Here is a 25,708-nt window from a genome sequence, read left to right as displayed (position 1 = left end):
TCACGTGAAACATCTGGTTTCACGTGAAACATGACGCGGGGAGCCCGGCTAGTTGTTGCCGAACCACGATCCGCCGTTGTCGTTCCCCTCGGTCTCGCCCTCGTCCGGTGGCGGTTCCGTGGTGGGCTGGCCCCCACCTGGGTCACCCGGACCACCGTTCTCGTTGCCCCCGTTCTCGTTGCCGCCGTTCTCGTTCTGGCGGCACTCCCAGTCCAGCGGCCGGCAGGTCGTGGTGGGATCGGGGTCCGGCGTCTCCGGCGGCGCCTCCGTGGTCGGCGTCGGGTCCGGGGACTCCTCCTGCTCTGTCTCGGTCGGCGTCGGGGTCGGGGTGGGCGTCGGCTCGCCGACGATCGTGCCCAGCTCGGACGGCTCCGGGAACTGCTGCGGGCTCTTGCCCTTCATCGCCGACAGCATGTACTCGGTCCAGATCTCGGCCGGGAACGAGGCACCGTGGATCGACTCCTGCCCGCCGGTCCCGTACATCTCCAGGAACTTCTGGTTCTTCGCCTGGTCGTCCACGCGGAACATGCCGATGGCGGTGGAGAGCTGCCGGGTGTAGCCGGCGAACCAGGCGGACTTGTTGCCGTCGGTCGTACCGGTCTTGCCGGCCGTCGGCCACTGGGCGTCGACCGGCTTGGCGGCCGTGCCCGTGCCCTCCTGGACGACGGTGCGCAGGACGTCGGTGACGTTGTCCGCGACATCCGCCGGGATGCCCTGCTTCACCTTGGCGACGGAGTCGTGGTTCCAGACCTCCCCGTCCTTGCCCTCGATGGACTCCACCGAGTACGGGTCCACCTGCTTACCGCTGGCCGCGTAGGTCGCGTAGGCACCAGCGAGCCGGATGGCGCTCGGCGCCGAGGTGCCGAGGGCGAAGGAGGGGCTGCGCCAGCCGGGGAGGTTGTCCTTCTTGATCCCTGCCGCCTCGGCCGTCTCGCGGACCTTGTCGAGGCCGACGTCCATGGCGAGCTGGATGTAGGGCGTGTTGGTGGAGAACTGCATCGCCGTCCTCAGGTCGATGTCGCCCTTCGACTCATCGCCGTCGTTGCGCTGATGCCACTCCTCGTCCTTCTCGTTGTGCCAGATAGTGCCGTCGTAGTTCTTCACCTTCAGCTTGTTGTCGCCGTCGTAGATGCTCTTCGGCGACACGATCGTCCGCTGTTCAGGCGTCTGCTCGGGCGGCAGGTCCGGGTTCCGGATGCCGTACTCCATGGCGGCCGAGAGGACGAAGGGCTTGAAGGTGGAGCCGACCTGGACACCGGTGTAGTCGGCGTTGTTGGTGAAGTGGACCGTGGCGTCGGAGCCGCCGTAGATCGCCTTGATCTTGCCGGTCTTGGGCTCGACCGAAGCGCCGCCGAACTGGACGTACTTGTCCGTCTTGGGCCGCTTCTTCGGGTCGATGTTCGCCTTCTCCACCTTGTCGACGGCCTTGGTGAGGGCCGCCATCTTCTTCTTGTCGAAGGTGGTGTGGATCTTGTAGCCGCCCCGGTCCAGCTCGGTCCGGCTGAGGGTGGTGTTGGCGACGATGTAGTTGTCGGCCAGGTCCGTCAGGTAGCCGATCTGGCCGGCCTTGTTGGTGGCCGGCTTGGGCTTGTCGGGCTCGGGGAAGCCCTTGGCCAGAATGCTCTGGCGCTCGCTCTGGTCCAGCTTGCCGATCTCCACCATGCGGCGCAGCGCGAACTTCCAGCGGTTGGTCGCCCGCTCGGTGTTCTCCTTCGCCGAGGCACCAGGACCCTGGCCACCGGCGGGGTCGTAGAGGTTCGGTCCGTTGAGGGTGGCCGCCAGGAACGCCGACTCGCTGGTGCTGAGGTCGAGGGCGGGCTTGTTGTAGTAGGCCCGGGCCGCCGCCTCGATGCCGTAGGCACCCCGGCCGTAGTAGGCGGTGTTGAGGTAACCCGCGAGGATTTCCTCCTTCTCCTTCACGCCGCCCACCTTCACCGAGATCAGCAGCTCGGTGAACTTGCGCTTGAGCGTCTGCTCCTGGCTGAGGTACGTGTTCTTCACGTACTGCTGGGTGATGGTCGACCCACTCTGGGTGCTGCCGCCCATCGCCATGTTGAAGACGGCGCGGGCGATGCCCATCGGGTCGACGCCGTTGTCGTCCCAGAAGGTGGCGTTCTCCGCGGCGACGACCGCGTTCTGCATCGACTTCGGGATTTCCTCGTAGTCGATGATCTGGCGGTTCTTGTCGCCGCCGCCCGCGATGACCATCTGGGTGTTGTCGGACCAGTAGTAGACGTTCTTCTGGACCTCGGCAGTCTTCTGCGGGTCCGGGATGTCCACCATGGCCAGGCCTATGCCGGCGGTCGCCAGCAGCAGGCCGAAGAAGCCGAGGCAGGTGCCGGTGACCTGCTTCCAGGACGGCACGAAACGGCGCCAGCCGTACTTTCCCGCGCGGGGGTAGTCGATGAAGCGCTTCTTCTCGGGCTCACGTCCGCGGCCGCGGCCACGTCCGCCCTCGGCCCCGCCCCCGCCACCACGACGGCCGCCGCCCGCTCCGGCACCGTGTCCGGCGCCGTGGTCGGCTGCCCTGCGGCGGCCCCCCTTGGCGGCCCGGCGCGCCTCGGCGCGGCCTCCGTACGGGCGTTCCTCGCCCTCGGAAGCGAACGAGGCGGAAGGCGCATGAGAGGCGCCACGCGGCGCGGCACGGCGGCCTGACTGGCTCCGCCGGGCGGCAGCTCGTCCGCCACCCTGCTGCGGCGGCGGTTTGCGACGATGCTCGCTCATCGAACGACTACTCCTCGGGCAAGCGCGGATTCGCGCGCCTGGAACGGCAGCTGATTGTCGGTCCCCCCGACGCCTGGACACTCCTCGTGGCGGTGGTCTGCCGCATGGTGTCCGGGCACGCCCCTATTGCTGACGCCACCTGGCGCCCCATAGTTCCCGGCGGTCTGCATGCCGCACAGACTACGCACCGTCAAAACCACCCGGGCGGCGAAGTTCACCTCAAATCAGGCAACTCCGGTACGTCGTTTCAGTGATGTGACGCCGTTCACCGCGCCCCCACTTGTCCATCCCGTGACCTCGATCTATCGTCGGGATGTATCGAGTCGATACATCAGCTCGGCATAAAGACCGGCGAGGGAACCACACGGCGGCGGAAAGGCGGACATGAGCAGACGCTCCGGCATCCTCGAGTTCGCCGTCCTCGGGCTGCTGCGCGAGTCCCCGATGCACGGCTACGAGCTGCGGAAACGACTCAACACCTCGCTCGGGATCTTCCGCGCCTTCAGCTACGGCACCCTCTACCCGTGCCTCAAAACGCTGGTGGCCAACGGCTGGTTGATCGAGGAGTCCAGCGGTCCGCCCGAGGACGCCCACGCGGCGCCGCTCACCGGCCGCCGGGCCAAGATCGTCTACCGGCTCACCGCGGAAGGTAAGGAGCACTTCGAGGATCTGCTCTCCCAGACCGGTCCCGACGCCTATGAGGACGAGCACTTCGCCGCCCGCTTCGCCTTCTTCGGCCAGACGTCGCGCGATGTCCGCATGCGAGTGCTCGAAGGCCGGCGCAGCCGGCTGGAGGAGCGGCTGGAGAAGATGCGGGCCTCACTGGCCCGTACCAGGGAGCGCCTCGACGACTACACGCTCGAACTCCAACGGCACGGAATGGAGTCCGTGGAGCGCGAGGTGCGCTGGCTGAACGAGCTGATCGAGAGCGAACGGTCGGGCCGCCGGCGGCGGACCGCCCAGGACGGCTCACCTCAGCAGGGCACATCCGGAGAGAAGGACGATCTGCCCCGGTCGCGGGAGCACTCCCGCCCGGATTCGTCCGACGACACCGCCACATGAGACCCGGCACTCGCTGGGCCTCATCGGGAACACCGAGAACACACAGGGAGCAACCGGAATGGGTTCGGTTCGCGTAGCCATCGTCGGCGTGGGCAACTGCGCCGCCTCGCTGGTGCAGGGCGTCGAGTACTACAAGGACGCAGACCCGGACAGCAAGGTCCCGGGCCTCATGCATGTCCAGTTCGGCGACTACCACGTCCGCGACGTCGAGTTCGTCGCCGCCTTCGACGTGGATGCCAAGAAGGTCGGCCTGGACCTCGCCGACGCCATCGGCGCCAGCGAGAACAACACGATCAAGATCTGCGACGTGCCGAACTCCGGCGTGACCGTCCAGCGCGGCCACACCCTGGACGGCCTCGGCCGGTACTACCGCGAGACGATCGAGGAGTCCGCCGAGGAGCCGGCCGACATCGTCCAGACCCTCAAGGACCGCCAGGTCGACGTCCTCGTCTGCTACCTCCCGGTGGGCTCCGAGGACGCCGCGAAGTACTACGCGCAGTGCGCCATCGACGCCAAGGTCGCGTTCGTCAACGCCCTCCCGGTCTTCATCGCCGGCACCAAGGAGTGGGCGGACAAGTTCACCGAGGCCGGGGTCCCGATCGTCGGCGACGACATCAAGTCCCAGGTCGGCGCCACGATCACGCACCGCGTGATGGCGAAGCTCTTCGAGGACCGGGGCGTCGTCCTGGACCGCACGATGCAGCTGAACGTCGGCGGCAACATGGACTTCAAGAACATGCTGGAGCGCGACCGCCTGGAGTCGAAGAAGATCTCCAAGACGCAGGCCGTCACCTCGCAGATCCGTGACCGCGAACTGGGCGCCGACAACGTCCACATCGGCCCCTCGGACTACGTGGCCTGGCTGGACGACCGCAAGTGGGCCTACGTCCGCCTCGAAGGCCGCGCCTTCGGCGACGTCCCGCTGAACCTGGAGTACAAGCTGGAGGTCTGGGACTCCCCGAACTCCGCCGGTGTCATCATCGACGCCGTCCGCGCCGCGAAGATCGCCAAGGACCGGGGCATCGGCGGTCCCGTCCTCTCCGCGAGCAGCTACTTCATGAAGAGCCCGCCCGTGCAGTACTTCGACGACGAGGCCCAGGCCAACGTCGAGAAGTTCATCAAGGGCGAGATCGAGCGCTGAGCCGCCGGCGGCACCGAGCCGTCGTTCGCGGGGCGGTCCTTCCTCCGGGGAGGGCCGCCCCTCGCTCGTCCGCGGGGCCGCCTGCCGTGGACCGGCCGAGTGGCGCGTTCCGGTCCGGCCCCACGTGCGATTCTGGCTCCATGGCTGTCGTCGGTGACCTACGAGTGCTCCTGCGCGTGCGGGACTTCCGGCGGCTGCTCGCCGTCCGTCTCCTCTCCCAGGCCGCCGACGGCGTCTTCCAGGTCGCCCTTGCCACCTACGTCGTCTTCTCCCCGGAGAAGCAGACCTCCGCCGCCGCCATCGCCTCGGCCATGGCGGTCCTCCTCCTCCCGTACTCCCTGATCGGCCCGTTCGCCGGCGTCCTCCTCGACCGCTGGCGCCGCCGCCAGGTCTTCCTCTACGGCAATCTGCTCCGCGCCGTCCTCGCCGCGCTGACCGCCGCACTGATGGTCACCGGAGTCCCCGACTGGCTCTTCTACGTGGCCGCCCTCTGCGTGACGGCGGTCAACCGGTTCGTCCTCGCCGGGCTCTCCGCGGCGCTGCCCCGGGTGGTCGCCCGCGACGAGCTGGTCATCGCCAACGCGCTCTCTCCAACCGCCGGCACCCTCGCCGCCACCGCCGGCGGCGGCCTCGCCTTCCTGGTCAGGCTCCTGGTCGCGGACTCCGACGCGGCGGTCCTGCTGCTCGGCGGGTTCCTCTACCTCGCCTCGGCCGGCGCCTCCCTCACCCTGGCCGTGTCCCTGCTGGGCCCCGACCCGGGCCAGCTCCAGCACCTGCGCAGCGCGGTCGCGGGGACGGCCCGCGGACTGGCCGCCGGGGTACGCCACCTGCGCGAACCCGGCCGCCGCGGGGCCGCGCGGGCGCTGGCGGCCATGGCGGCCCTCCGGTTCTGCTACGGGGCGCTCACCGTCATGCTCCTCATGCTCTGCCGGTACGCCTGGTCCGCCGACGAGGACGGCGGGCTCGCGCTGCTCGGGGTCGCGGTGGCCGTCTCCGGCGCCGGGTTCTTCGTCGCCGCGCTCGTCACCCCCTCGGCCGCCCGTCGGCTGGGGGCGGCCGGCTGGATCGTCGCCTGCGCCGCCGGGGCGGCGGTGCTGGAACTGGCCCTGGGGCTCACCTTCGCGCCCGTACCGCTGCTGGCCGGGGCCTTCGTGCTCGGGGTGGCCACCCAGGGGGCGAAGATCGCGACCGACACCATCGTGCAGGCCTCGGTCGCGGACGACTTCCGGGGCCGGATCTTCTCGGTCTACGACGTCCTCTTCAACGTCGCCTTCGTGGCGGCCGCCGGAGTCTCCGCCCTGCTGCTGCCCGCTGACGGGAAGTCGGCCGGGCTGGTGGTCCTGGTGGCTCTGATCTATGGAGCGGTTGCGGTGCTCATGACCCGGTTTGACCGGCAGTAAGTGTCACATCAATGACACAGAGCCCCCGTTCACTTTTCGGCTGTCTGTGCGGCCGGATAGCTTACGGAGGTCTTATCGCACGAGGCCACGCCTCGTTTTCCACAGGGGGACCCCCAAGTGACCACTCCGCCGCCCCAGGGCCAGAACCCGTACGGCCAGCAGCCTCCGCAGGGCCAGAACCCGTACAGCCAGCCGCAGCAGGGGGTGCCCCCGCAGGGTCAGCCCCAGGGCTTCCCCCAGCAGGGCCCGTACGCGGCTCCCGGCATGCCCGGCGCGGCCCCGGAGCCGCCGGCCAAGAACAAGAAGAACATCCTGCGGGCCGTCGGCCTCGTGATCGCCCTCGCCGTCATCGGCGGCGGCTGGTGGGCCAGTCAGAGCGACCCGGCGGCCGCCAAGGCGGGCGACTGCGTCGAGCGGGGCAACGACGACGACAACAACCCGGAACTCAAGATCGTCGAGTGCGACTCCGACACGGCGGAGTACAAGGTTCTCGCCAAGATCGAAGGCAAGTTCATCGGCATGACCGCCCAGTCCAAGTGCGAGGACCAGGCGGAGGGCTTCAAGTACGCCTACACCCAGACCCAGGGCAGCGACAGCTTCCTGCTCTGCCTGGACGACGCCTGACCCCCGGCCGGGTACCACGCGCCGACCGAGGATGTTTCACGTGAAACATCGCAAGCGGGAGGCAAGGGACACCACCGGCTTACCCCGGCATAGACGAAGGGGCGGCATGTTTCACGTGAAACATGCCGCCCCTTCGCGCTGTCCGGACGCAGCGGTCAGCTCTGCCCGGCCCACCACTCCTTGAGCGCGGCCGAGGCGGCCTCCTCGCTCATGGGGCCGTTCTCCAGCCGCTGGTCCAGCAGGAAGGCGTACGCCTTGCCGATCACCGGGCCGGGGCCCACCCCGAGGAGCCGCATGATCTGGTTGCCGTCCAGGTCGGGCCGGATGGCGTCCAGCTCCTCCTGCTCCTGGAGCTGCGCGATCCGCTCCTCCAGGCCGTCGTAGGCCCGCGAGAGCGCCGCCGCCTTGCGCTTGTTCCGGGTGGTGCAGTCGGAGCGGGTCAGCTTGTGCAGGCGGCTCAGCTGGGGCCCGGCATCCCGGACGTACCGGCGGACCGCGGAGTCGGTCCATCCGCCGGTGCCGTAGCCGTGGAAGCGCAGGTGCAGCTCGACCAGCCGGGAGACGTCCTTGACGAGCTCGTTGGCGTACTTGAGCGCCGTCATGCGCTTCTTCACCATCTTGGCGCCGACCACTTCGTGGTGGTGGAAGGAGACCCGGCCGTCCTTCTCGAAGCGGCGCGTGCGCGGCTTGCCGATGTCGTGGAGGAGCGCGGCGAGCCGCAGGGTCAGGTCCGGACCGTCCTCCTCCAGGTCGATCGCCTGCTCCAGGACGGTCAGGCTGTGCTCGTAGACGTCCTTGTGACGGTGATGCTCGTCACTCTCCAGCCGCAGCGCCGGAAGCTCCGGCAGCACGTGCGCGGCGAGGCCGGTGTCGACGAGCAGGGTGAGGCCCTTGCGCGGGTGGGTGGAGAGCAGGAGCTTGTTGAGCTCGTCGCGGACCCGCTCCGCGGAGACGATGGTGATCCGCTCGGCCATCGCCGTCATGGCGGCGACCACCTCGGGCGCCACGTCGAAGTCGAGCTGCGCGGCGAACCGGGCGGCGCGCATCATCCGCAGCGGGTCGTCGGAGAAGGATGCCTCGGGCGTCCCGGGCGTCCGCAGCACCTGGGCCGACAGGTCCTCCAGGCCGCCGTACGGGTCGATGAAGGTCTTCTGCGGCAGGGCCACCGCCATGGCGTTGACCGTGAAGTCGCGGCGGACCAGGTCGTCCTCGATCGAGTCGCCGTAGGAGACCTCGGGCTTGCGCGAGGTGCGGTCGTACGCCTCCGAACGGTACGTGGTGATCTCGATCTCGAAGGTGACCTCCTCGCCCTCGACCACGGCCCGCTTCTGGCAGCCGACGGTGCCGAAGGCGATGCCGACCTCCCAGACGGCGTCCGCCCACGGCCGGACCAGCCGGAGGACCTGCTCCGGCCGGGCGTCGGTGGTGAAGTCCAGGTCGTTCCCCAGCCGCCCGAGCAACGCGTCGCGGACCGAGCCGCCCACCAGCGCGAGGGAGTGTCCGGCCTCCTCGAAACGGCGGGCAAGATCGTCCGCGGCGGGGGAGACGCGCAGCAGTTCGCTCACAGCGCGGCGCTGCGCCTGGCTCAGTTCACGGGGCTTGTCTTCGTTGGCGTTCGGCACAACAGAAAAGGGTACGTGCCCGCGTCGGCCCGGGCCGACCCGATTCCGGGCGGGCGGCCGCGCGAAGATCCTCTGGAGCACTCCCCGGCACTTCGGCTCAGTTCGCCTCGTTACGATGCCTGGACGCATCACCCGACAACCACCGACCGAGCTGACGAACAAGGGACGGACGAGCGCGTGGCCGAGGCGGCAGACATCCCGAGGACCGGCCCGTCAGCTGCCCGCCGGTGGCTCGGCCGGGGCGCGGCCCTCCTCGCCGGTACGGCCCTTCTCGGCGGGCTGCTGAACCCCGCGGCCGCGCAGGCGGCCGGAGCCCCGCAGGCGCCCGCCGCCGACGGCAAGGCACGCACCGCCCAGCCGGTCTCCGTCTCCCTCGACTCGTTCGCCCCGGCGGCGCCGGTCAAGGGCGACCGCCTGACGATCACGGGCACGGTCACCAACCAGAGCAAGCGCACGATCACCGAGGCCCACGTCGGCCTCCGGGTCGGCCCGGTCCTCAACGGGCGCAGTGCCATCGATCACGCCGCCCGTCGCGACGGCTTCTCCCCGGGCGCCGACGGCCTGGAGATCGACGAGGAGTACGCCCAGGAGATCGACTCGCTGGCCGCGGGCCGGTCGCTGCCGTTCCGCCTCTCCGTCCCGGTCGACGACCTCGATCTCGACTCCAACGGGATCTACCAGCTCGGCGTCTCGCTGAGCGGGCAGACCGCCGCCCAGCCCTACGAGCAGGTGCAGGGCATCGAGCGGACCTTCCTGCCGTGGCAGCCGAAGGCGGCCGGCGGGCAGACCTCGCTCACCATGCTGTGGCCGCTCATCTCCACCCCGCACCTCACCGCGGAGACCGACTCCGACGAGGAGCAGACGCCGATCTTCGAGGACGACAGCCTCGCCGAGGAGATCGCCCCGGGCGGCCGGCTGGAGCGGATGGTCGCCCTCGGCCGGGAACTCGACATCACCTGGGTCGTCGACCCGGACCTGCTCGCCTCGGTCGACGCGATGCGCGGCGGCTACCGGGTGCGCAACGAGGACGGCACCACCCGGGCCGGCAGCGAGCAGAGCGAGAAGCTCGCCACCGACTGGCTCGCCTCCGTGGAGAGCGCGGTGGCGGGCAAGAAGATCGTCGCCCTGCCCTACGGGGACCCCGACATCGCCTCGATCGCCCACCGGGGCAAGAACGTCTCCGGCTCGCTCGGCCGGCTGAAGGACGCCACCGACGTGGCCGCCAGCACGGTCGAGACGATCCTCCACACCAAGCCCAGCACCGATTTCGCCTGGCCGGTGGAGGGCGCGGTCACCCCGTCCATCATCGACGTGGCGACCTCGGCGGGAGCGCGGAACGTCATCGCCCGCAGCGACAGCATGCGCGAGGCGGGGAGCCTCACCTACACCCCGTCGGCCGCGCGGCCGATCGGCGGCGGAACCACGGCCGTCGTCTCCGACGACCGGCTCTCCACCCTCTTCCAGGGCGACATGACCAAGGCCGGCAACGCGACCCTCGCCGTCCAGCGGTTCGTGGCCCAGACGCTGATGACCACGCTCCAGGACGAGGGGAACGAGCGCAGCCTCGTCGTCGCCCCGCAGCGGATGCCCACCGCCAGCCAGGCCCGGACGATGGCGGAGGCGCTGCGGGCCCTGGACGACGAGCGGTGGTCCACCCCGCAGAACCTGACGGCGGCGGCGAAGACCGAGCCCGACGCGCGCGCCACGACCCGGGTGCCGGGCGGTGGCTCGTACCCCTCGGCGCTGCGGAAGCAGGAGCTGCCGAAGGCGGCGTTCGAGGAGATCAAGGAGACCCAGGACAAGCTGGACCGCTTCAAGGTCATCCTCACCAACCAGGACCGCGTGGTGCCGCCCTTCGGCCGCGCCGTCGACCGGGAGATGTCCACCTCCTGGCGGGGCCTGGCCGAGGAGGCGCAGCAGTTCCGCTCCGTGGTCGCCACGTACCTGAACCAGCTGATCGGCAGCGTGCAGCTGATCGAGAAGAGCGAGGCGAAGCTCTCCGGCCACAGCGCCACCATCCCGGTCACCGTGCAGAACAACCTGCTCCAGGGCGTCGACAAGCTGGTGCTGCGGCTGGAGTCCTCCAAGCCGACCCGCCTCAAGATCGGCGAGGGCCGGTACCAGGACCAGCCGGTCAAGGTCTCCGGCGGCCACAGCCAGTCGGTGAAGTTCACGACCACCGCCAACGCCAACGGACCCGTCCCGGTCAGGGCCCAGCTGTACACCGAGGACGGCCGGGCCTACGGCGCCCCGATCCGCTTCGACGTGAACGTCACGGAGTTCACGCCGACGGTGATGCTGGTCCTCGCGGGCGGCGTACTCTTGCTCGTCCTCGCCGGTTTCCGCATGTACACGCAACGGAAGCGGCAGGCACGGGAGCTGGAGGCGGAGCAGGACGGCACGCCGGGCGATCCCGGCGCCGGTCCGGCGGGCGAGGGGCAGGACGGGGACGGCGGCCCCGGGCAGCCGGGTGACCACGACCCGGACACCGCTCCCGAAAGCCCGGCCCCGTCCGGCCCGGGTGAGACAGTGGACCGCTGAGCAATGTCGTGGCCCGTGGGCCCGGGGACGATGAGGTGGGGTTAGACCATGAACGCGCCGTACAACGGTGACCGTGGCCAGCGTGCGGACGGCCCGGTGCCGCAGGGCGACGGGCCGGAGCCGCCCGTCCCGCCGGAGCCCGGCGGCCCCACGGGCGAGGGCTTCCCCCAGCAGCCCGGGCCCGACCCCTACCTCCAGCACGCCTACGAGCAGGACCCGTACCGTGCCCACGACCTCAGCGCGCAGGACCCGGTCGGCGAGGCCCTGTACGACCGCGCCTCGCACCCCCCGCCGTCCGGCCCGCCCCCGGCCCCGGTGTACGGCCCGCCCCAGCCGGAGCAGCCGGCACCCGACCCCCGGCTCTGGGCCCCGGCTCCGGCGCCGGAGCCGGCCGGCCCGGGCAAGCACCTGCCGTACGGCGACGCCACCGGCACGACCCAGTTCGTGGGGGTGGACGACCTCGTGTCCCAGGCCGGACAGGAGCGCCACGAGCCGGACGCCTTCGCCCACCTCTACAAGGACCAGCAGCAGAGCGGCGGCGGCCGCCCGCCCGCCGACCCGCCTGCGCCGCAGGCCGCTCCCGACCCGGCGCCGGCCCCGAAGAAGCAGGGCAAGGCGGCCTCGCTGCTGAAGTCCAGCGCCATAATGGCCGCCGGCACCATGGTCTCCCGGCTGACCGGCTTCGTCCGCTCGCTGGTCATCACCGCGGCGCTCGGCGCGGCCCTCCTCGGTGACACCTTCACCGTGGCCTACACCCTGCCGACGATGATCTACATCCTCACCGTCGGCGGCGGCCTCAACTCCGTCTTCGTCCCGCAGCTCGTCCGCGCGATGAAGAACGACGACGACGGCGGCGAAGCCTTCGCCAACCGCCTGCTGACGCTGGTGATGGTGGCGCTCGGCGCCATCGTGCTCCTCGCGGTCCTGGCGGCCCCACTCCTGATCAACCTGATGTCGGACCCGGTGGCCAGCAATCCCGACGCCAACCGCGTCGGCATCACCTTCGCCCGCTACTGCCTGCCCACGATCTTCTTCATGGGCGTCCACGTGGTGATGGGCCAGATCCTCAACGCCCGCGGCAAGTTCGGCGCGATGATGTGGACCCCGGTCCTCAACAACATCGTGATGATCACCACCTTCGGGCTCTTCATCTGGGTCTACGGCTCGGCCGCCTCCTCCGGCATGAAGGTGGCGACCATCCCGGACGAGGGCGTCCGCCTGCTCGGCATCGGCACCCTGCTCGGTCTCGTCGTCCAGGCGCTGGCGATGATCCCGTACCTGCGCGAGACCGGTTTCCGCTTCCGGCCGCGGTTCGACTGGAAGGGCCACGGGCTCGGCAAGACTGTCCGCCTCGCCAAGTGGACCGTCCTCTTCGTCCTCGCCAACCAGGCCGGCGTCATCGTCGTCACCCAGCTCGCCACCCTCGCGGGCACCGAGACCGACGTCGAAGGCACCGGCATCCTGGCCTACTCCAACGCCCAGCTCATCTGGGGCATGCCGCAGGCGATCATCACCGTCTCCGTCATGGCCGCCCTGCTGCCGCGCATCTCCCGCGCCGCCAGCGACAACGACGTGGGCGCCGTCCGCGACGACATCTCGCAGGGACTGCGCAACTCGGCCGTCGCCATCGTCCCGATCGCCTTCGGCTTCCTCGCCCTCGGCCTGCCGACCGCCACCCTGCTCTTCTCCTCCGCCGGGCTCGAGGCCGCCCACTCGATGGGCTACATCCTGATGGCCTTCGCCCTCGGCCTCATCCCGTACTCCGTGCAGTACGTGGTGCTCCGCGGCTTCTACGCCTACGAGGACACCCGCACCCCCTTCTACAACACGGTGATCGTCGCCGCCGTCAACGCCGCCGCCTCCGGCATCTGCTACCTCGTGCTGCCGGCCCGCTGGGCCGTGGTCGGCATGGCGGCCTCCTACGGCCTGGCCTACGCGGTCGGCGTCGGGGTGGCGTGGAAGCGGCTGGCCAAGCGGCTCGGCGGCGACCTGGACGGCGCGCACGTGCTGCGGACCTACGCGCGGCTGATCGGCGCGGCGATCCCCGCGGCTCTGCTCGGCGGCGGCCTCTCCTTCCTCCTGATGCGCCTGCTCGGCAGCGGCGCGCTGGGCTCCCTGGCGGGGCTCGCCGGGGGCGGCGTGGTGCTGCTGGCGGTCTTCTTCCTCGTCGGCCGCAAGATGCGGATCAACGAGATCAACTCCCTGGTGGGAATGGTCCGCGGGCGTCTGGGACGCTGAGGGCGCACAACCATCAGCGGTGCCCGCGTGTCGTGCATAGCGACCGACTGTGGGCACAATTGGGTTTGGCGTCGTACGGAGTGCAACGGATGGGGAGGCAGGAACGACGGTGGCGGATCGGAGCACGGCTGCCGTCGACGTGGCCGACACCAGTGGTGAGGAACCGCTGACCGCCAAGGCGGGCGCGTCCACGGGCGACGGGAAGTCCCGGGAGCGGGATACGGCACCACAGAGCACAGAGGAGACCGATCGAGCGGGCAGCTCCGCCGCGGTCTCGGCCCCCGAGCTGCACAGCGGGCACAAACTCGCCCGGCGCTACCGGCTGGAGGAGTGCCTCACCCGTCTGGACGGTTTCAGCAGCTGGCGGGCGGTGGACGAGAAGCTCCGCCGCGCCGTCGGGGTCCACCTGCTGCCGGCCGAGCACCCGCGCGCCCGTTCCGTGCTGGCCGCCGCCCGCTCGGCGGCGCTCCTCGGCGACCCGCGCTTCGTCCAGGTCCTCGACGCCGTCGAGGAGGACGAGATCGTCTACGTGGTCCACGAGTGGCTGCCGGACGCCACCGAGCTGACCGCGCTGCTCGCCTCCGGCCCGCTGGAGGCGCACGACGTCTACCAGCTGGCCCAGCAGATCTCCCAGGCCATGGCCGCCGCCCACCGCGAGGGCCTCTCCCACCTCCGGCTCAACCCCGGCGCCGTTCTGCGCACCTCCACCGGCCAGTGGCGCGTCCGCGGCCTCGCGGTCAACGCCGCGCTCCGCGGCATCGAGGTCGACAGCCCGCAGCGCACCGACACCGAAGCCATCGGCGCCCTCCTCTACGCCGCCCTCACCCAGCGCTGGCCCTACGAGGACGACGCGTACGGCCTCTCCGGACTGCCCAAGGGGATGGGGCTCATCGCTCCCGACCAGGTGCGGGCGGGGGTCCACCGAGGCCTCTCCGAGCTGGCCATGCGCGCCCTGGTCAACGACGGCTCGACCGCCTCCCGCCAGGAGAGCCCCTGCACCACCCCGGACGAGCTGGTGCGGGCCATCGCCGAGATGCCCCGCATCCGCCCGCCGGAGCCGGTCTTCACCGCGCCGCCCGAGTACCAGCGGACCAGCTTCCAGCAGGGCTCCTACGGCCGCCCGGCGCCGCGCGCCGCGCAGACCGCCCCCGTGGTCGTCCCGCCGCCCCCGCTCCAGACCCGGACCGGCAAGGTCCTCAAGTGGGGCGTGGCCGCCCTGCTCATCGCCGCCCTCGGCCTTGGCAGCTGGCAGCTGGCGGACGCCCTGATGGACCGCGACACCCCGAAGCAGCCCGAGACCAGCCAGCCCGCGGACACCACCGACGAGAAGCCGAAGATCGCCACCCACAAGATCACCGGCGCCGCCGAGTACGCCCCGGACGGCTCCCCGCAGAACGCCGACTCCGTCAGCAACACCTACGACGGCGACAGCTCCACCTACTGGCGGTCCAGGAGCTTCGTGGACGGCCCACGGCTCGCCCCCTACAAGCAGGGTGTCGGCATCGTCTACGACCTCGGTGCGGAGAAGAACGTCTCCGCGGCCTCGATAGGACTCCGCTACGCCGGCGACCGCACCACCGTCGAGCTGTACGCGGCCGACTCCCTGAGCTCCGGCACCCCGGTCGGCTCCATGAAGAAGATCGGCACCACCACGACCCAGTCCACCACGGCCAAGGTCGACGCCAAGGAGGCGGTCACCACGCGGTACGTCGTGGTGTGGCTCACCCACGTCCCCCAGGCGCCGGGGGATCAGTACAGCGGCTCCGGGTACAAGCAGGCGATCACGGATGTGAAACTCAGGGGCTGAGCGGGGCTCTGGGGGGGGGAGGGTTCCACGGTGGACGAGGCCATATCCGGGGCGCCGGACGACGCCGAACTGCTCGCCGCCCATGTCGGCGGTGACCCGGACGCCTTCGGTGAACTGGTCAGACGCCATCGCGACCGTCTCTGGGCGGTCGCGATCCGGACCCTCGGCGACCGTGAGGAGGCGGCGGACGCCGTCCAGGACGCCCTGGTCTCCGCCTACCGCCGGGCCCACACCTTTCAGGGCCGCTCAGCGGTGACCACCTGGCTCCACCGGATCACCGTCAACGCCTGCCTCGACCGGGCACGCAAGGCGGCCTCCCGCCGTACCTCCCCCATGGACGATCCTGAGCGCCTGGAACTGGTGCTCGAACCGCACGAGTCGGCCTCCGCCCCCGCCGAACGCGGCGACGTACGGCGCCAGCTCGCCGAGGCCCTCGCCACCCTCGCCCCCGACCAGCGCGCCGCCCTCGTCCTCGTCGACATGCAGGGCTACCCGGTGGCGGAGGCGGCCCGCATCCTGGGGGTACCCACCGGCACCGTGAAGAGCCGGTGTGCCCGGGGCCGGGCACGACTCCTGCCGCTCGTCACCCATCTACGGGCGGACTCCGCACCTCCGGACAGGGATAACGACGCCGCTGGTGGGGGAAGGAACCGGACGCAGGGGGCATCCGTCCCACCAGCGGCAGGCCCGAGAGACCAGGGGCCGGCCAATTCGGCTGCCATGAAGGGCGGAGGTGGGCGAGCGTGACATCCATGACCGACGCGACCGGCGACGCCGGGCACCCGGACGTGGCGGAGATCTCCGACCTCGCCGAAGGTCTGCTGGGCCCGGCCCGCAGCGGCGAGGTCCGCTCCCATCTGGACGCCTGCGTGCTCTGCGCCGATGTCCGCTCCTCCCTGGAGGAGATCCGTGGCTTGCTCGGCACGCTGCCCGGGCCGTCCCGGATGCCGGCCGACGTGGCGGGGCGCATCGACGCCGCCCTGGCCGCCGAGGCGCTCCTCGGAACCATGGAACCGGGCACCGGGGAGGCACCCCAGGCCGAGCCCACCGAGATCCCGGACGCCGATGTTTCACGTGAAACATCGCGCGATGTTTCACGTGAAACAGTCGCCGCGGAAACCGGGCCGCCGGAGCCGAGCACCGCTCCAGCACCACCCTCCTCTTCTTCCGGTGCACCGGGCCTGGGCGAATCCGCGCGGTCCGGCCGTCCGGAGGGACGCGGCAGGGCGGCCACAGGCCCCGGGCGGAAGAGCGGAAGCAGGACCGGGCGCCGGCGCCTCCTCCTCTCCTCGGTCCTCGCGGCCGCCGCCATCGGGCTCGGCGCCGTCCTGGTGCCGACACTGAGCGACGCAGGCTCCTCCGGCGGCGAGGACTCCGCCGCTTCCGCCGACGCGGGCCCGGTCTACTCCGACGAGGCCCTCCAGGAGCAGGTGTCCGCGCTGCTGTCGGGTACGGAGGCGGGCGGGGGCCGACAGGAGAAGGAGGGCCCAGGCGCGGGGGCGGCCGAGAAGGACGAGGAAGCCTCGCTCGGCATCCAGTCCAGCCCCGGGACGCCGGAGCTCAACGAGCCGATGATGGGCACCGGGCCCGAGGTACCGCCCTGCGTGGAGCGCGCCATCGCACGGCCCGAGCCCGCCCTCGCCCTGGAGCGCGGCCGCTACCAGGGCACCGACGCCTTCCTCGTCGTGCTGCCCGACCACCGCGACAGCGCCCGCGTCACCGCCTACCTGGTCGATGCCGCCTGTGTGGGCGCCGGGAACGAACCCGGTGACGTGCTGCTGACCCGTACCTACCCCCGGTCCTGAGCACCGGCTCTCCAAAGCTCCGAGCCCCGGCGTCCTCCCGGCCGCCGGGGCTTCAGCTGTGCCCTGCGCTCTCCTCGCGTGGGAGGCGGGCAGCACGGGAATGCACGGCCCGTAGGATCGGTTGGGTGGGGTGAGAGCCCCGGCAGGGATCAGGCCCCTGGCAATGCAGTAGTCCGCAGAGACGAGGAATCAAGCCGTGACCGACGTCCGTAACGTGATCATCATCGGCTCCGGGCCCGCCGGCTACACAGCCGCGCTCTACACCGCACGCGCCTCCCTCAAGCCCCTGGTCTTCGAGGGTGCCGTCACCGCGGGTGGGGCCCTGATGAACACCACCGAGGTGGAGAACTTCCCCGGCTTCCAGGACGGCGTGATGGGCCCCGAGCTCATGGACAACATGCGCGCCCAGGCCGAGCGCTTCGGCGCCGAGCTGGTGCCCGACGACGTCGTCTCGGTCGACCTCTCGGGCGAGATCAAGACGGTCACCGACACCGCCGGCACCGTGCACCGCGCCAAGGCGGTCATCGTCACGACCGGTTCGCAGCACCGCAAGCTGGGCCTGCCCAACGAGGACACCCTCTCCGGACGCGGCGTCTCCTGGTGCGCCACCTGTGACGGCTTCTTCTTCAAGGACCAGGACATCGCCGTCATCGGCGGCGGTGACACCGCGATGGAGGAGGCCACCTTCCTCTCGCGCTTCGCCAAGTCGGTGACGATCGTCCACCGCCGTGACAGCCTGCGCGCCTCCAAGGCCATGCAGGAGCGCGCCTTCGCCGACCCGAAGATCAAGTTCATCTGGGACAGCGAGGTCGCCGAGATCCACGGCGACCCGAAGCTGACCGGGCTGACCCTGCGCAACCTGAAGAGCGGCGACACCGAGCTGCTCTCCGTGACCGGCCTCTTCATCGCCATCGGTCACGACCCGCGCACCGAGCTGTTCAAGGACCAGCTGGACCTGGACGGCGAGGGCTACCTGAAGGTCGCCGCCCCCTCGACCCGCACCAACATCACGGGCGTCTTCGCCGCCGGTGACGTGGTGGACCACACCTATCGCCAGGCGATCACCGCCGCCGGCACCGGCTGCTCCGCCGCGCTGGACGCCGAGCGCTACCTCGCCGCGCTGGCCGACGCCGAGGGCCACGAGAAGACCGAAGTCGTCACCGCCTGAGGCTTCGGCCCCACCAGCTTTCTCCCCCACACTCCCCCCAAGACTAAGGAGCCCACAGTGGCCGGCACCCTGAAGAACGTGACCGACGCCTCCTTCGAGCAGGACGTGCTCAAGAGCGACAAGCCCGTACTCGTCGACTTCTGGGCCGAATGGTGCGGCCCGTGCCGCCAGATCGCCCCCTCGCTGGAGGCCATCGCCGCCGAGCACGGCGAGCAGATCGAGGTCGTGAAGCTGAACATCGACGAAAACCCGGAGACCGCCGCCAAGTACGGCGTCATGTCGATCCCGACGCTCAACGTCTACCAGGGCGGCGAGGTCGCCAAGACGATCGTGGGCGCCAAGCCGAAGGCCGCCATCGTGCGCGACCTGGACGAGTTCATCGGTGAGGGCGCCAAGGGCTGAGCCCAGGCGCGACCGGCGATGTTTCACGTGAAACATCGCCCCGGATGTCGCCCCGATGTTTCACGTGAAACATGGCCACCCCTCGGGGTGGCCATGTTTCGTTTCCGCCTCGCGCCCGCAGCCCGGCCCGGCACTCCCTACAGCGGTCGCGGCACCGGGTCCTGCTTCACGGCGCCGAGCAGACGGTCGAGCGCCTGCTCCATGTCCTCTTTCCAGGAGAGGGTCGCCCGCAGCTCCAGCCGCAGCCGCGGATGGCGACGGTGCGGTCGCACCGTCTTGAAGCCCACGGCGAGGAGGTGATCGGCGGGGAGCAGGCAGGCGGCGTCACGCCACCTCGCGTCACCGAACGCCTCGATCGCCTTGAAGTCGCGCCGCAGCAGATCCTTCGCCACGGTCTGCACGAGAACCCGCCCCAGCCCCTGCCCCCGGTACTCGGGAAGCAGCCAGCCCGTCATCAGCTGCACGGCGTCCGGCGCCACGGGACTGGTAGGGAAGGCGAGTGAGCGGGGGACGTAGGCCGCCGGAGCGTAGAGGGCGAAGCCGGCCGGGACGTCGTCCACGTAGGCGATGCGGCCGCAGGAACCCCACTCCAGCAGGACGGCGGAGATCCACGCCTCCTTCTCCGCCGCTGCCCGGCCCTCCCGGACCGCGGCCTCACCGCGGACCGGGTCGAGTTCCCAGAAGACGCAGGAGCGGCAGCGTGCGGGGAGCGCTCCGAGGTTGTCCAGGGTGATCGGTGCGAGGCGTCGCCCCATAATGGCCGCTCCTCTCGGAAAGCACCCGGTGCGTCGGTGCCCTGTGCATCGTAGTCACCGGAGTTCGGCAGGGCCGGGGAGCGGAAGCAGAGAGCGGGCCGTGTTCCGGTCGGTTCCGGAACACGGCCCGCTCAGAGGCCGGAGGAGGGCTGTCAGTCGGCGTCCGGGGTGTCGTTCCTGTCCTCGGGGTCGGCGGCCTCGGCGCTCTGGAGCACCGGGCCCTCCTCCGGAGCCAGCGACTGGAGGATGCGCTGGAGGTCGTCCATCGAGGCGAACTCGACGACGATCTTCCCCTTCTTCTGCCCCAGGTCGACCTTGACCCGCGTCTCGAACCGGTCCGAGAGCCGGGTGGAGAGTTCACTCAGGGCGGGGGAGAGGCGGGAGCCGGCCCGTGGGCCCTTGGAGCGGGCGGGCGACGCCTGCCGGGACCCCATCAGCGTGACGACCTCTTCGACCGAACGGACCGAGAGGCCCTCGGCGACGATCCGCAGAGCGAGCCGCTCCTGCTCCTCCGTGTCCTCCACCGAGAGCAGCGCCCGGGCATGACCGGCGGTCAGCACCCCGGCCGCGACCCGGCGCTGGACCGCAGGAGCCAGCTTCAGCAGCCGCAGCGTGTTCGACACCTGGGGCCGCGAACGGCCGATCCGGTCGGCCAGCTGGTCATGGGTGCAGTTGAAGTCCTGGAGCAGCTGGTCGTAGGCGGCGGCCTCTTCCAGCGGGTTGAGCTGGGCGCGGTGGAGGTTCTCCAGCAGCGCGTCGAGGAGGAGCTTCTCGTCCTCGGTGGCGCGCACGATGGCGGGGATGGCCTCCAGGCCCGCTTCGCGGCAGGCACGCCACCGGCGCTCGCCCATGATCAGCTCGTACCGGCCGGGGCTCAGCTGGCGGACGACGACCGGCTGGAGGAGGCCGACCTCCTTGATGGAGGTGACCAGTTCGGCGAGGGCGTCCTCGTCGAAGATCTCCCGGGGCTGGCGCGGGTTGGGGGTGATGGAGTCGAGCGGCAGCTCGGCGAAGTGCGCGCCGACCGGGCTCGGGGGCAACGCGTCCGCCGGGGAACGCGTCGATGTTTCACGTGAAACATTGCCGCTCGGCATCCCCGTCACCTTGGCCGCGGCGATGCCGCGCTCCGCGGTGAGGACCGGTGCGGCCCCGGCAACCGAACCTCCGGGGGCCGGTGCGGACTTCTCCGGTGTAGGCGCTGCGGGAATCAAGGCTCCCAGGCCCCGCCCCAGGCCCCTCCGTCGCTCGCTCACTGCATTCCCTCCGCCATGTTCTGCTGCTCGTGGGGCGCGGCCAACTGGTGCTGGTGCGCCTCGTAGTGGATTCCGACTCCGCGCAGGGCGATCTCCCGTGCCGCCTCGAAGTACGAGAGCGCGCCGCTCGACCCCGGGTCGTAGGTGAGCACGGTCTGGCCGTAGCTCGGAGCTTCGGAGATGCGGACGGAGCGGGGAATGCTCGTCCGGAGGACTTCCTTGCCGAAGTGGCTGCGCACCTCTTCGGCGACCTGCGAGGCGAGTCGCGTCCTGCCGTCGTACATGGTGAGCAGGATCGTGGAGACGTGAAGCGCCGGGTTGAGGTGGCCGCGGACCAGTTCGACGTTGCGGAGGAGCTGGCCCAGTCCTTCCAGCGCGTAGTACTCGCACTGGATAGGGATCAGTACCTCGGCTCCGGCCACCAGGGCGTTGACCGTGAGCAGGCCGAGCGAGGGCGGGCAGTCGATCAGGACGTAGTCGAGCGGCTGCTCGTACGACTTGATGGCGCGCTCCAGGCGGCTCTCGCGGGCGACCAGCGAGACCAGCTCGATCTCGGCGCCGGCCAGGTCGATGGTGGCCGGTGCGCAGAAGAGCCCTTCGACGTCCGGCACCGGCTGGACCACCTCGGAGAGCGGGCGGCTGTCGACCAGCACGTCGTAGATCGACGGCACTTCGGCGTGGTGGTCGATCCCCAGCGCGGTGGAGGCGTTGCCCTGCGGGTCGAGGTCGATGACCAGAACCCGGTTCCCGTGCAGTGCCAGGGAGGCGGCAAGGTTGACGGTCGTGGTCGTCTTGCCCACGCCGCCCTTCTGGTTGGCCACCACCATGACCCGGGTCTGTTCGGGGCGTGGCAGACCTTCTCCGGCACGGCCCAGCGCCTGCACTCCCAGATGGGCGGTGTGAGCGATGGGGGTGTCGTCCATCGGCGGCGGTGTTTCACGTGAAACATCCGCCCCCACTGTTTCGACACGGGGACCGGGGACCGGATCGGTCATCGGTCCCGCGATGTTGGCGTCGGACCGCAAGGATTCACTCTCCTCGACTTCAGACTCGCAATGAACAGAGCGTGCCATGGTTTCGGGTGCGGGAACCAGCGGGGCCCGGTGTTCTGTGGATGAATCCGCCTCTGTGGACAACTTCGTGACCCGTCCGAGAGGTTTCCGGTCGCGGGGAGTGGCGGCAGCGCGGCCGCGGCTGATGATTCCTTGCAGCGGTGAGCGACGTTTCACGTGAAACACGATGGCTCACCGCGTCCGGACGACCCGCCCGACACTCCGCGCCACGGCCGCCCGTGGCCCCAACGAGCCGGGGCCCGCAGCCACCTGGCTGCCGCCACCCCCACGCACGAGGGGCCGGCCCCTGTGACGGGACCGGCCCCTCTGGGAAAGAACACGTGCGTCTCAGCGCCTCCGGCGCGCCCGCGCGGCCTTGGCCTTCTTGGTGGCGAAGCGGACCCCGCCCGGGCTCTCCCCCACCTCGACCCGCACCACCGTCGAGAGGGGGTCGACGATGCCCTCGCCGACCTGGACGACGGAGGTGCTGACCGCCCCGAGCTTGCTCAGCGCGGCCGAGGCCGCCTTCACTTCCTCCTCGGCCGTGTCCCCCTTGAGCGCCAGCATCTCGCCATACGGCCGCAGCAGGGGCACACCCCAGCCCGCGAGCCGCTCCAGCGGGGCGACCGCGCGGGCGGTGACGACGTGCACCGGCGGCAGTTTGCCGAGGACCTCCTCGGCGCGGCCGCGGACGACCGTGACGTGGTCGAGCCTGAGCAGCTCGACCACCTCGGTGAGGAAGGTGGTCCGCCGCAGCAGCGGCTCCAGCAGCGTGATGGAGAGGTCGGGGCGGACCAGTGCCAGCGGGATTCCCGGCAGTCCGGCGCCCGACCCGACGTCGCAGACGGAGACATCCTCCTCGATCGCCTCGGAGAGCACGGCGCAGTTGAGCAGATGGCGTTCCCAGAGGCGCGGCACCTCTCGGGGCCCGATGAGCCCGCGCCGCACCCCCGCGTCGGCCAGCAGCTCCGCGTACCGGACGGCATCCGGGAAACGCTCGCCGAAAACCTCCCTGGCCACTGCGGGCGCCTCGGGGAGTTCCGCTGCCTCCGTCACGGGGACCGTCCTTCCGTACCGCGAACTCGAACGTGCTGATGTCTGACGAACAAAGGTGCGCCCGGAGTGCGAACCCCTGCCCTGGGAGAACGCTAGCGGCAAGATCCCGCACCGTGCAGCCCGGCCGGGAGGAATCCGCCACACTCTCACCGCCGCCCCGACCAGGACCGGCCCCGCCTGTTCGCACAGACGGGGCCGGGAGGGGGACGCCCGAGGGCGTCCCTGTGTCAGGCGGGGAGGACGACGACGAAGCGCTGCGGCTCCTCGCCCTCGGACTCGCTGCGCAGTCCCGCGGCCTTGACGGCGTCGTGGACGACCTTGCGCTCGAACGGTGTCATCGGGTCGAGCTTGACCGCCTCGCCGGTGCTCCGCGCGTCGGCCGCGGCCTTGGCGCCGATCTCGGAGAGCTCCTCGCGCTTCTTGGCGCGGTACCCCGCGATGTCCAGCATGAGGCGGCTGCGGTCGCCGGTCTCGCGGTGCACTGCGAGGCGGGTCAGCTCCTGAAGCGCCTCCAGGACCTCCCCGTCACGGCCGACGAGCTTCTGGAGGTCGCGGCTCCCGGAGTCGCTGATGATCGAGACAGCGGCCCGATCGGCCTCCACGTCCATGTCGATGTCGCCGTCGAGATCGGCGATGTCGAGCAGCCCCTCCAGGTAGTCGGCGGCGATCTCGCCCTCCTGCTCCAGGTGGGACAGCTCGTCGCCGGCCTTGGCGGCGGTGGTGCCTTCCGTCACGGGATGGACTCCTCTACTTCTTGGACGGGTGCTTGGGCTTCTGGCCCTTGCGTCCGGACTTGGCTTGGCCTGTGGAGCCGGACTTGCCCGCCTGGCGGCCGGAGGACTTGTCCTCGCTCCCGCCCTGCGACTTCTCCAGCGAGGTGGTGGATTCACCGGCGGTGCGGCCCGAGGAGGCCCGGGTGCGCTGGCCGGGGCGCTGCGGAGCGGTGGGCTGCGCCTGGCGCTGGGACTTGCTCTGCCGCTTCGGCTGCTGGCGGCGCGGCTGGGCCGGCGCCTCCTCGGCCGGCTCGCCGTCCTCGTCGACCACGGCGGCCCCGCTCTTCGGCCCGATGGTGCCGTCCGCCTGGGCGGCGAGACCGGCCTTGGTCAGCCCGTTGACGAACTTGCGCTCGTACTCGTTGCGGTCGCGGCCCTTGGCGACGATGGCCTTGACGAGGTTCCGCTCGCGCTTGTTGCGGACCTTCGGGTTCATCGTGATCCGCTTGAGGAAGCGCTCCAGGAAGGCGGCCTGCGCCTTGCTGCCGGGGGTCGGGTTCTGGCGGATGACGTACATCTGCTGGCCCATGGTCCACAGGTTGGTGGTCAGCCAGTAGACGAGGACACCGACGGGGAAGTTGATGCCGAAGACGGCGAACATGATCGGGAAGACGTACATCAGCATCTTCTGCTGCTGCATGAACGGGGTCTTCACCGTGGTGTCGACGTTCTTCGTCATCAGCTGGCGCTGGGTGAAGAACTGCGAGGCCGACATCAGGACGATCATGACCGCGGTGACGATGTGCACGTTGGTCGTGGACGAGCCGAGGGCCTCGATCTTGTCCGCGTTGTCGGTGAACTTCGCGGCCAGCGGGGCGCCGACGATGTGCGCCTTCTGCGCGCTGGCGAGGAGGGCCTCGTCGATGAAACCGATGGTCTTGTTCGACGCGATGCTGTTGAGCACGTGGTAGAGCGCGAAGAAGAACGGCGACTGCAGAAGGATGGGAAGACACGAGGCCAGCGGGTTGGTGCCCGCGTCCTTGTAGAGCTTCATCATCTCTTCGGACTGGCGCTGCTTGTCGTTCTTGTAGCGCTCCTGGATCTTCTTCATCTCGGGCTGGAGCGTCTGCATCGCCCGGGTGGCCTTGATCTGCTTCACGAAGAGCGGGATCAGGCAGATACGGATCAGGATCACGAGGGAGACGATGGACAGTCCCCACGCCCAGCCCGTGTCATCGCCGAAGAGGGCTCCGTACAACTTGTGGAACTGGACGATCACCCATGACACAGGTGTCGTGATGAAACTGAAGAGACTGGCGATCGTATCCACTGATCAGGCTCCTTGAGCATGGGGCGAGGTCTCGGCGGCCGGGCTCGGGGCCGGCTGGGGGCCCGTCGTGGAGGAGGAGGACGAGGTGTCGCCGCTCCCCCCGGAAGGGGCGTCGGCGTTTCCGCCCTTGCTGGTGCCCCTGTCTCGCCAGGCGTTGCGCAGCATTTCGTGCCACCGCGGTCGCTTGCGCGGCGGCACATGGTCGACACCGCCGAGGGACCACGGATTGCACCGCAGAATCCGCCAGGCGGTGAGCGCCGTTCCCTTGATCGCTCCGTGCCGGTCGATGGCGCCGTAGCCGTAGTGGGAACACGACGGGTAGTACTTGCACACCGGGCCGAGCAGCGGACTGATCGTCCACTGGTACAACTTGATCAAAGCGAGCAGCGGATACTTCATCGCGCGCCCCCTCCCAGGAGCCGCTCCAGGGCGGCGTCCAGGTCTCGGGCCAGCTGTGCGTGGTCTGCGTCACCGGCTGGGGGCAACGCGCGGACGACGACCAGACTGCCCTCGGGCAGCCTGGAGAGTCGTTCCCGCATGAGGTGGCGAAGCTTCCGCTTCACCGCGGTACGGACGACGGCTCCGCCCACAGCTTTGCTCACGACGAAACCCGCACGGGTCGGGGGAGACTCCTCCCCTGACGCGTGCGGGTCCGTGACACCGCTGCGGAGATGGACGACGAGGGCCGGGCGACCGGCCCGACGTCCTCGGCGTACCGCGGTCGCGAAGTCCTCGCGCCGCCTCAGCCGATTCTCGGAGGGCAGCACGACACGACCTGTACGCGATCAGGCGGACAGGCGGGCGCGACCCTTGCCACGGCGGGACGCGAGAATCGCGCGGCCGGCACGGGTACGCATACGCAGGCGGAAACCGTGGGTCTTCGCGCGACGACGGTTGTTCGGCTGGAAGGTGCGCTTGCTCACTCGGGGGCTCCAGAAATGATGAGGTAGTTGCGGGATGCCTTGGCTGTCACCGTGCGCCCACGAGAAGCTCGCTTACGCCCGAGTGCAACCGC

General features: G+C 70.3%; 22 protein-coding genes. 11 read left to right on the top strand and 11 right to left on the bottom strand.

The genetic code is table 11. The annotated features are described in order from the left end of the window. Positions 1–48: 48 nt before the first annotated feature. Positions 49–2,724, bottom strand: coding sequence for a transglycosylase domain-containing protein (locus tag OIM89_RS15170; RefSeq protein ID WP_217685572.1), 2,676 nt, complete (start codon positions 2,722–2,724; stop codon positions 49–51). Positions 2,725–3,108: 384 nt separating this feature from the next. Between OIM89_RS15170 and OIM89_RS15165 the strand changes: the two genes are divergently transcribed. From OIM89_RS15165 to OIM89_RS15150, 4 genes are all read left to right on the top strand, one after another. After that, positions 3,109–3,786: a PadR family transcriptional regulator gene (locus OIM89_RS15165; RefSeq protein ID WP_030696679.1), complete on the top strand. Its 678-nt coding sequence runs from the start codon at positions 3,109–3,111 to the stop codon at positions 3,784–3,786. Between the two features lie 58 nt (positions 3,787–3,844). Continuing rightward, on the top strand, positions 3,845–4,927 hold the full coding sequence (locus OIM89_RS15160; RefSeq protein ID WP_003949393.1) for an inositol-3-phosphate synthase: 1,083 nt from the start codon (positions 3,845–3,847) through the stop codon (positions 4,925–4,927). Positions 4,928–5,067: 140 nt separating this feature from the next. Further along, positions 5,068–6,327: an MFS transporter gene (locus OIM89_RS15155; RefSeq protein WP_047466339.1), complete on the top strand. Its 1,260-nt coding sequence runs from the start codon at positions 5,068–5,070 to the stop codon at positions 6,325–6,327. Between the two features lie 117 nt (positions 6,328–6,444). After that, entirely contained in the window at positions 6,445–6,951 is a 507-nt protein-coding gene (locus OIM89_RS15150; RefSeq protein ID WP_030696681.1) for a hypothetical protein, read from the top strand. 155 nt (positions 6,952–7,106) lie between these two features. Here OIM89_RS15150 and OIM89_RS15145 read toward each other — a convergent pair whose 3' ends face one another. Further along, positions 7,107–8,573 carry a CCA tRNA nucleotidyltransferase gene (locus tag OIM89_RS15145; protein WP_052230993.1) on the bottom strand — a complete coding sequence of 489 codons (1,467 nt, stop codon included), beginning with the start codon at positions 8,571–8,573 and terminating at the stop codon, positions 7,107–7,109. 177 nt (positions 8,574–8,750) lie between these two features. Between OIM89_RS15145 and OIM89_RS15140 the strand changes: the two genes are divergently transcribed. The 7 genes from OIM89_RS15140 (at position 8,751) to trxA (ending at position 18,534) form a co-directional block, all read left to right on the top strand. Continuing rightward, positions 8,751–11,114, top strand: a complete 2,364-nt coding sequence (locus OIM89_RS15140) for a DUF6049 family protein (protein ID WP_030696683.1) — start codon at positions 8,751–8,753, stop codon at positions 11,112–11,114. A 48-nt stretch (positions 11,115–11,162) separates the two neighbouring features. Then, a complete protein-coding gene (gene murJ / locus OIM89_RS15135) occupies positions 11,163–13,352 on the top strand; it encodes a murein biosynthesis integral membrane protein MurJ (RefSeq protein ID WP_030696684.1) in 2,190 nt (729 codons plus the stop codon). 109 nt (positions 13,353–13,461) lie between these two features. Next, positions 13,462–15,159, top strand: coding sequence for a protein kinase family protein (locus OIM89_RS15130; protein ID WP_151168838.1), 1,698 nt, complete (start codon positions 13,462–13,464; stop codon positions 15,157–15,159). A 30-nt stretch (positions 15,160–15,189) separates the two neighbouring features. Next, positions 15,190–15,906: an RNA polymerase sigma factor SigM gene (gene sigM / locus OIM89_RS15125; protein ID WP_030696686.1), complete on the top strand. Its 717-nt coding sequence runs from the start codon at positions 15,190–15,192 to the stop codon at positions 15,904–15,906. Between the two features lie 5 nt (positions 15,907–15,911). Continuing rightward, complete coding sequence (locus OIM89_RS15120; RefSeq protein WP_151168837.1) at positions 15,912–16,964, top strand: hypothetical protein; 1,053 nt, start codon at positions 15,912–15,914, stop codon at positions 16,962–16,964. 196 nt (positions 16,965–17,160) lie between these two features. Further along, on the top strand, positions 17,161–18,132 hold the full coding sequence (gene trxB / locus OIM89_RS15115) for a thioredoxin-disulfide reductase (RefSeq protein ID WP_030696688.1): 972 nt from the start codon (positions 17,161–17,163) through the stop codon (positions 18,130–18,132). Between the two features lie 57 nt (positions 18,133–18,189). Next, positions 18,190–18,534, top strand: coding sequence for a thioredoxin (gene trxA, locus OIM89_RS15110; RefSeq protein WP_030696689.1), 345 nt, complete (start codon positions 18,190–18,192; stop codon positions 18,532–18,534). A gap of 137 nt (positions 18,535–18,671) precedes the next feature. Here the strand turns inward: trxA and OIM89_RS15105 are convergent, their stop codons facing one another. From OIM89_RS15105 to rpmH, 9 genes are all read right to left on the bottom strand, one after another. Next, positions 18,672–19,289 (bottom strand): GNAT family N-acetyltransferase, encoded by a 618-nt coding sequence (locus OIM89_RS15105; RefSeq protein WP_030696690.1) that lies wholly within the window; start codon positions 19,287–19,289, stop codon positions 18,672–18,674. Between the two features lie 152 nt (positions 19,290–19,441). Beyond that, the gene (locus OIM89_RS15100; protein ID WP_175510503.1) at positions 19,442–20,542 is read right to left on the bottom strand and encodes a ParB/RepB/Spo0J family partition protein; all 1,101 of its coding nucleotides are present in this window, start codon (positions 20,540–20,542) and stop codon (positions 19,442–19,444) included. Further along, complete coding sequence (locus OIM89_RS15095) at positions 20,539–21,615, bottom strand: ParA family protein (RefSeq protein ID WP_003949380.1); 1,077 nt, start codon at positions 21,613–21,615, stop codon at positions 20,539–20,541. The genes OIM89_RS15100 and OIM89_RS15095 overlap by 4 nt, the downstream gene beginning before the upstream one ends. Positions 21,616–21,942: 327 nt before the next feature. Then, positions 21,943–22,650, bottom strand: a complete 708-nt coding sequence (rsmG, locus tag OIM89_RS15090; RefSeq protein ID WP_030696692.1) for a 16S rRNA (guanine(527)-N(7))-methyltransferase RsmG — start codon at positions 22,648–22,650, stop codon at positions 21,943–21,945. Positions 22,651–22,877: 227 nt separating this feature from the next. Next, complete coding sequence (locus OIM89_RS15085; protein ID WP_030696693.1) at positions 22,878–23,384, bottom strand: protein jag; 507 nt, start codon at positions 23,382–23,384, stop codon at positions 22,878–22,880. 13 nt (positions 23,385–23,397) lie between these two features. After that, positions 23,398–24,693: a membrane protein insertase YidC gene (yidC, locus tag OIM89_RS15080; protein ID WP_151168833.1), complete on the bottom strand. Its 1,296-nt coding sequence runs from the start codon at positions 24,691–24,693 to the stop codon at positions 23,398–23,400. 3 nt (positions 24,694–24,696) lie between these two features. Beyond that, complete coding sequence (gene yidD, locus OIM89_RS15075) at positions 24,697–25,092, bottom strand: membrane protein insertion efficiency factor YidD (RefSeq protein ID WP_047139201.1); 396 nt, start codon at positions 25,090–25,092, stop codon at positions 24,697–24,699. Continuing rightward, a complete protein-coding gene (gene rnpA / locus OIM89_RS15070) occupies positions 25,089–25,460 on the bottom strand; it encodes a ribonuclease P protein component (protein WP_003949375.1) in 372 nt (123 codons plus the stop codon). The genes yidD and rnpA overlap by 4 nt, the downstream gene beginning before the upstream one ends. An 18-nt stretch (positions 25,461–25,478) precedes the next feature. After that, positions 25,479–25,616: a 50S ribosomal protein L34 gene (gene rpmH / locus OIM89_RS15065; RefSeq protein WP_003949374.1), complete on the bottom strand. Its 138-nt coding sequence runs from the start codon at positions 25,614–25,616 to the stop codon at positions 25,479–25,481. Positions 25,617–25,708 lie beyond the last annotated feature (92 nt).

It is taken from the genome of Streptomyces sp. BI87, from assembly GCF_025957665.1.
In the GTDB taxonomy this organism is placed as follows: Bacteria; Actinomycetota; Actinomycetes; order Streptomycetales; family Streptomycetaceae; genus Streptomyces; species Streptomyces albidoflavus.
The sequence above is the reverse complement of the archived record's forward strand: the minus strand, read 5'-3'. Positions and strand labels throughout refer to the sequence as shown.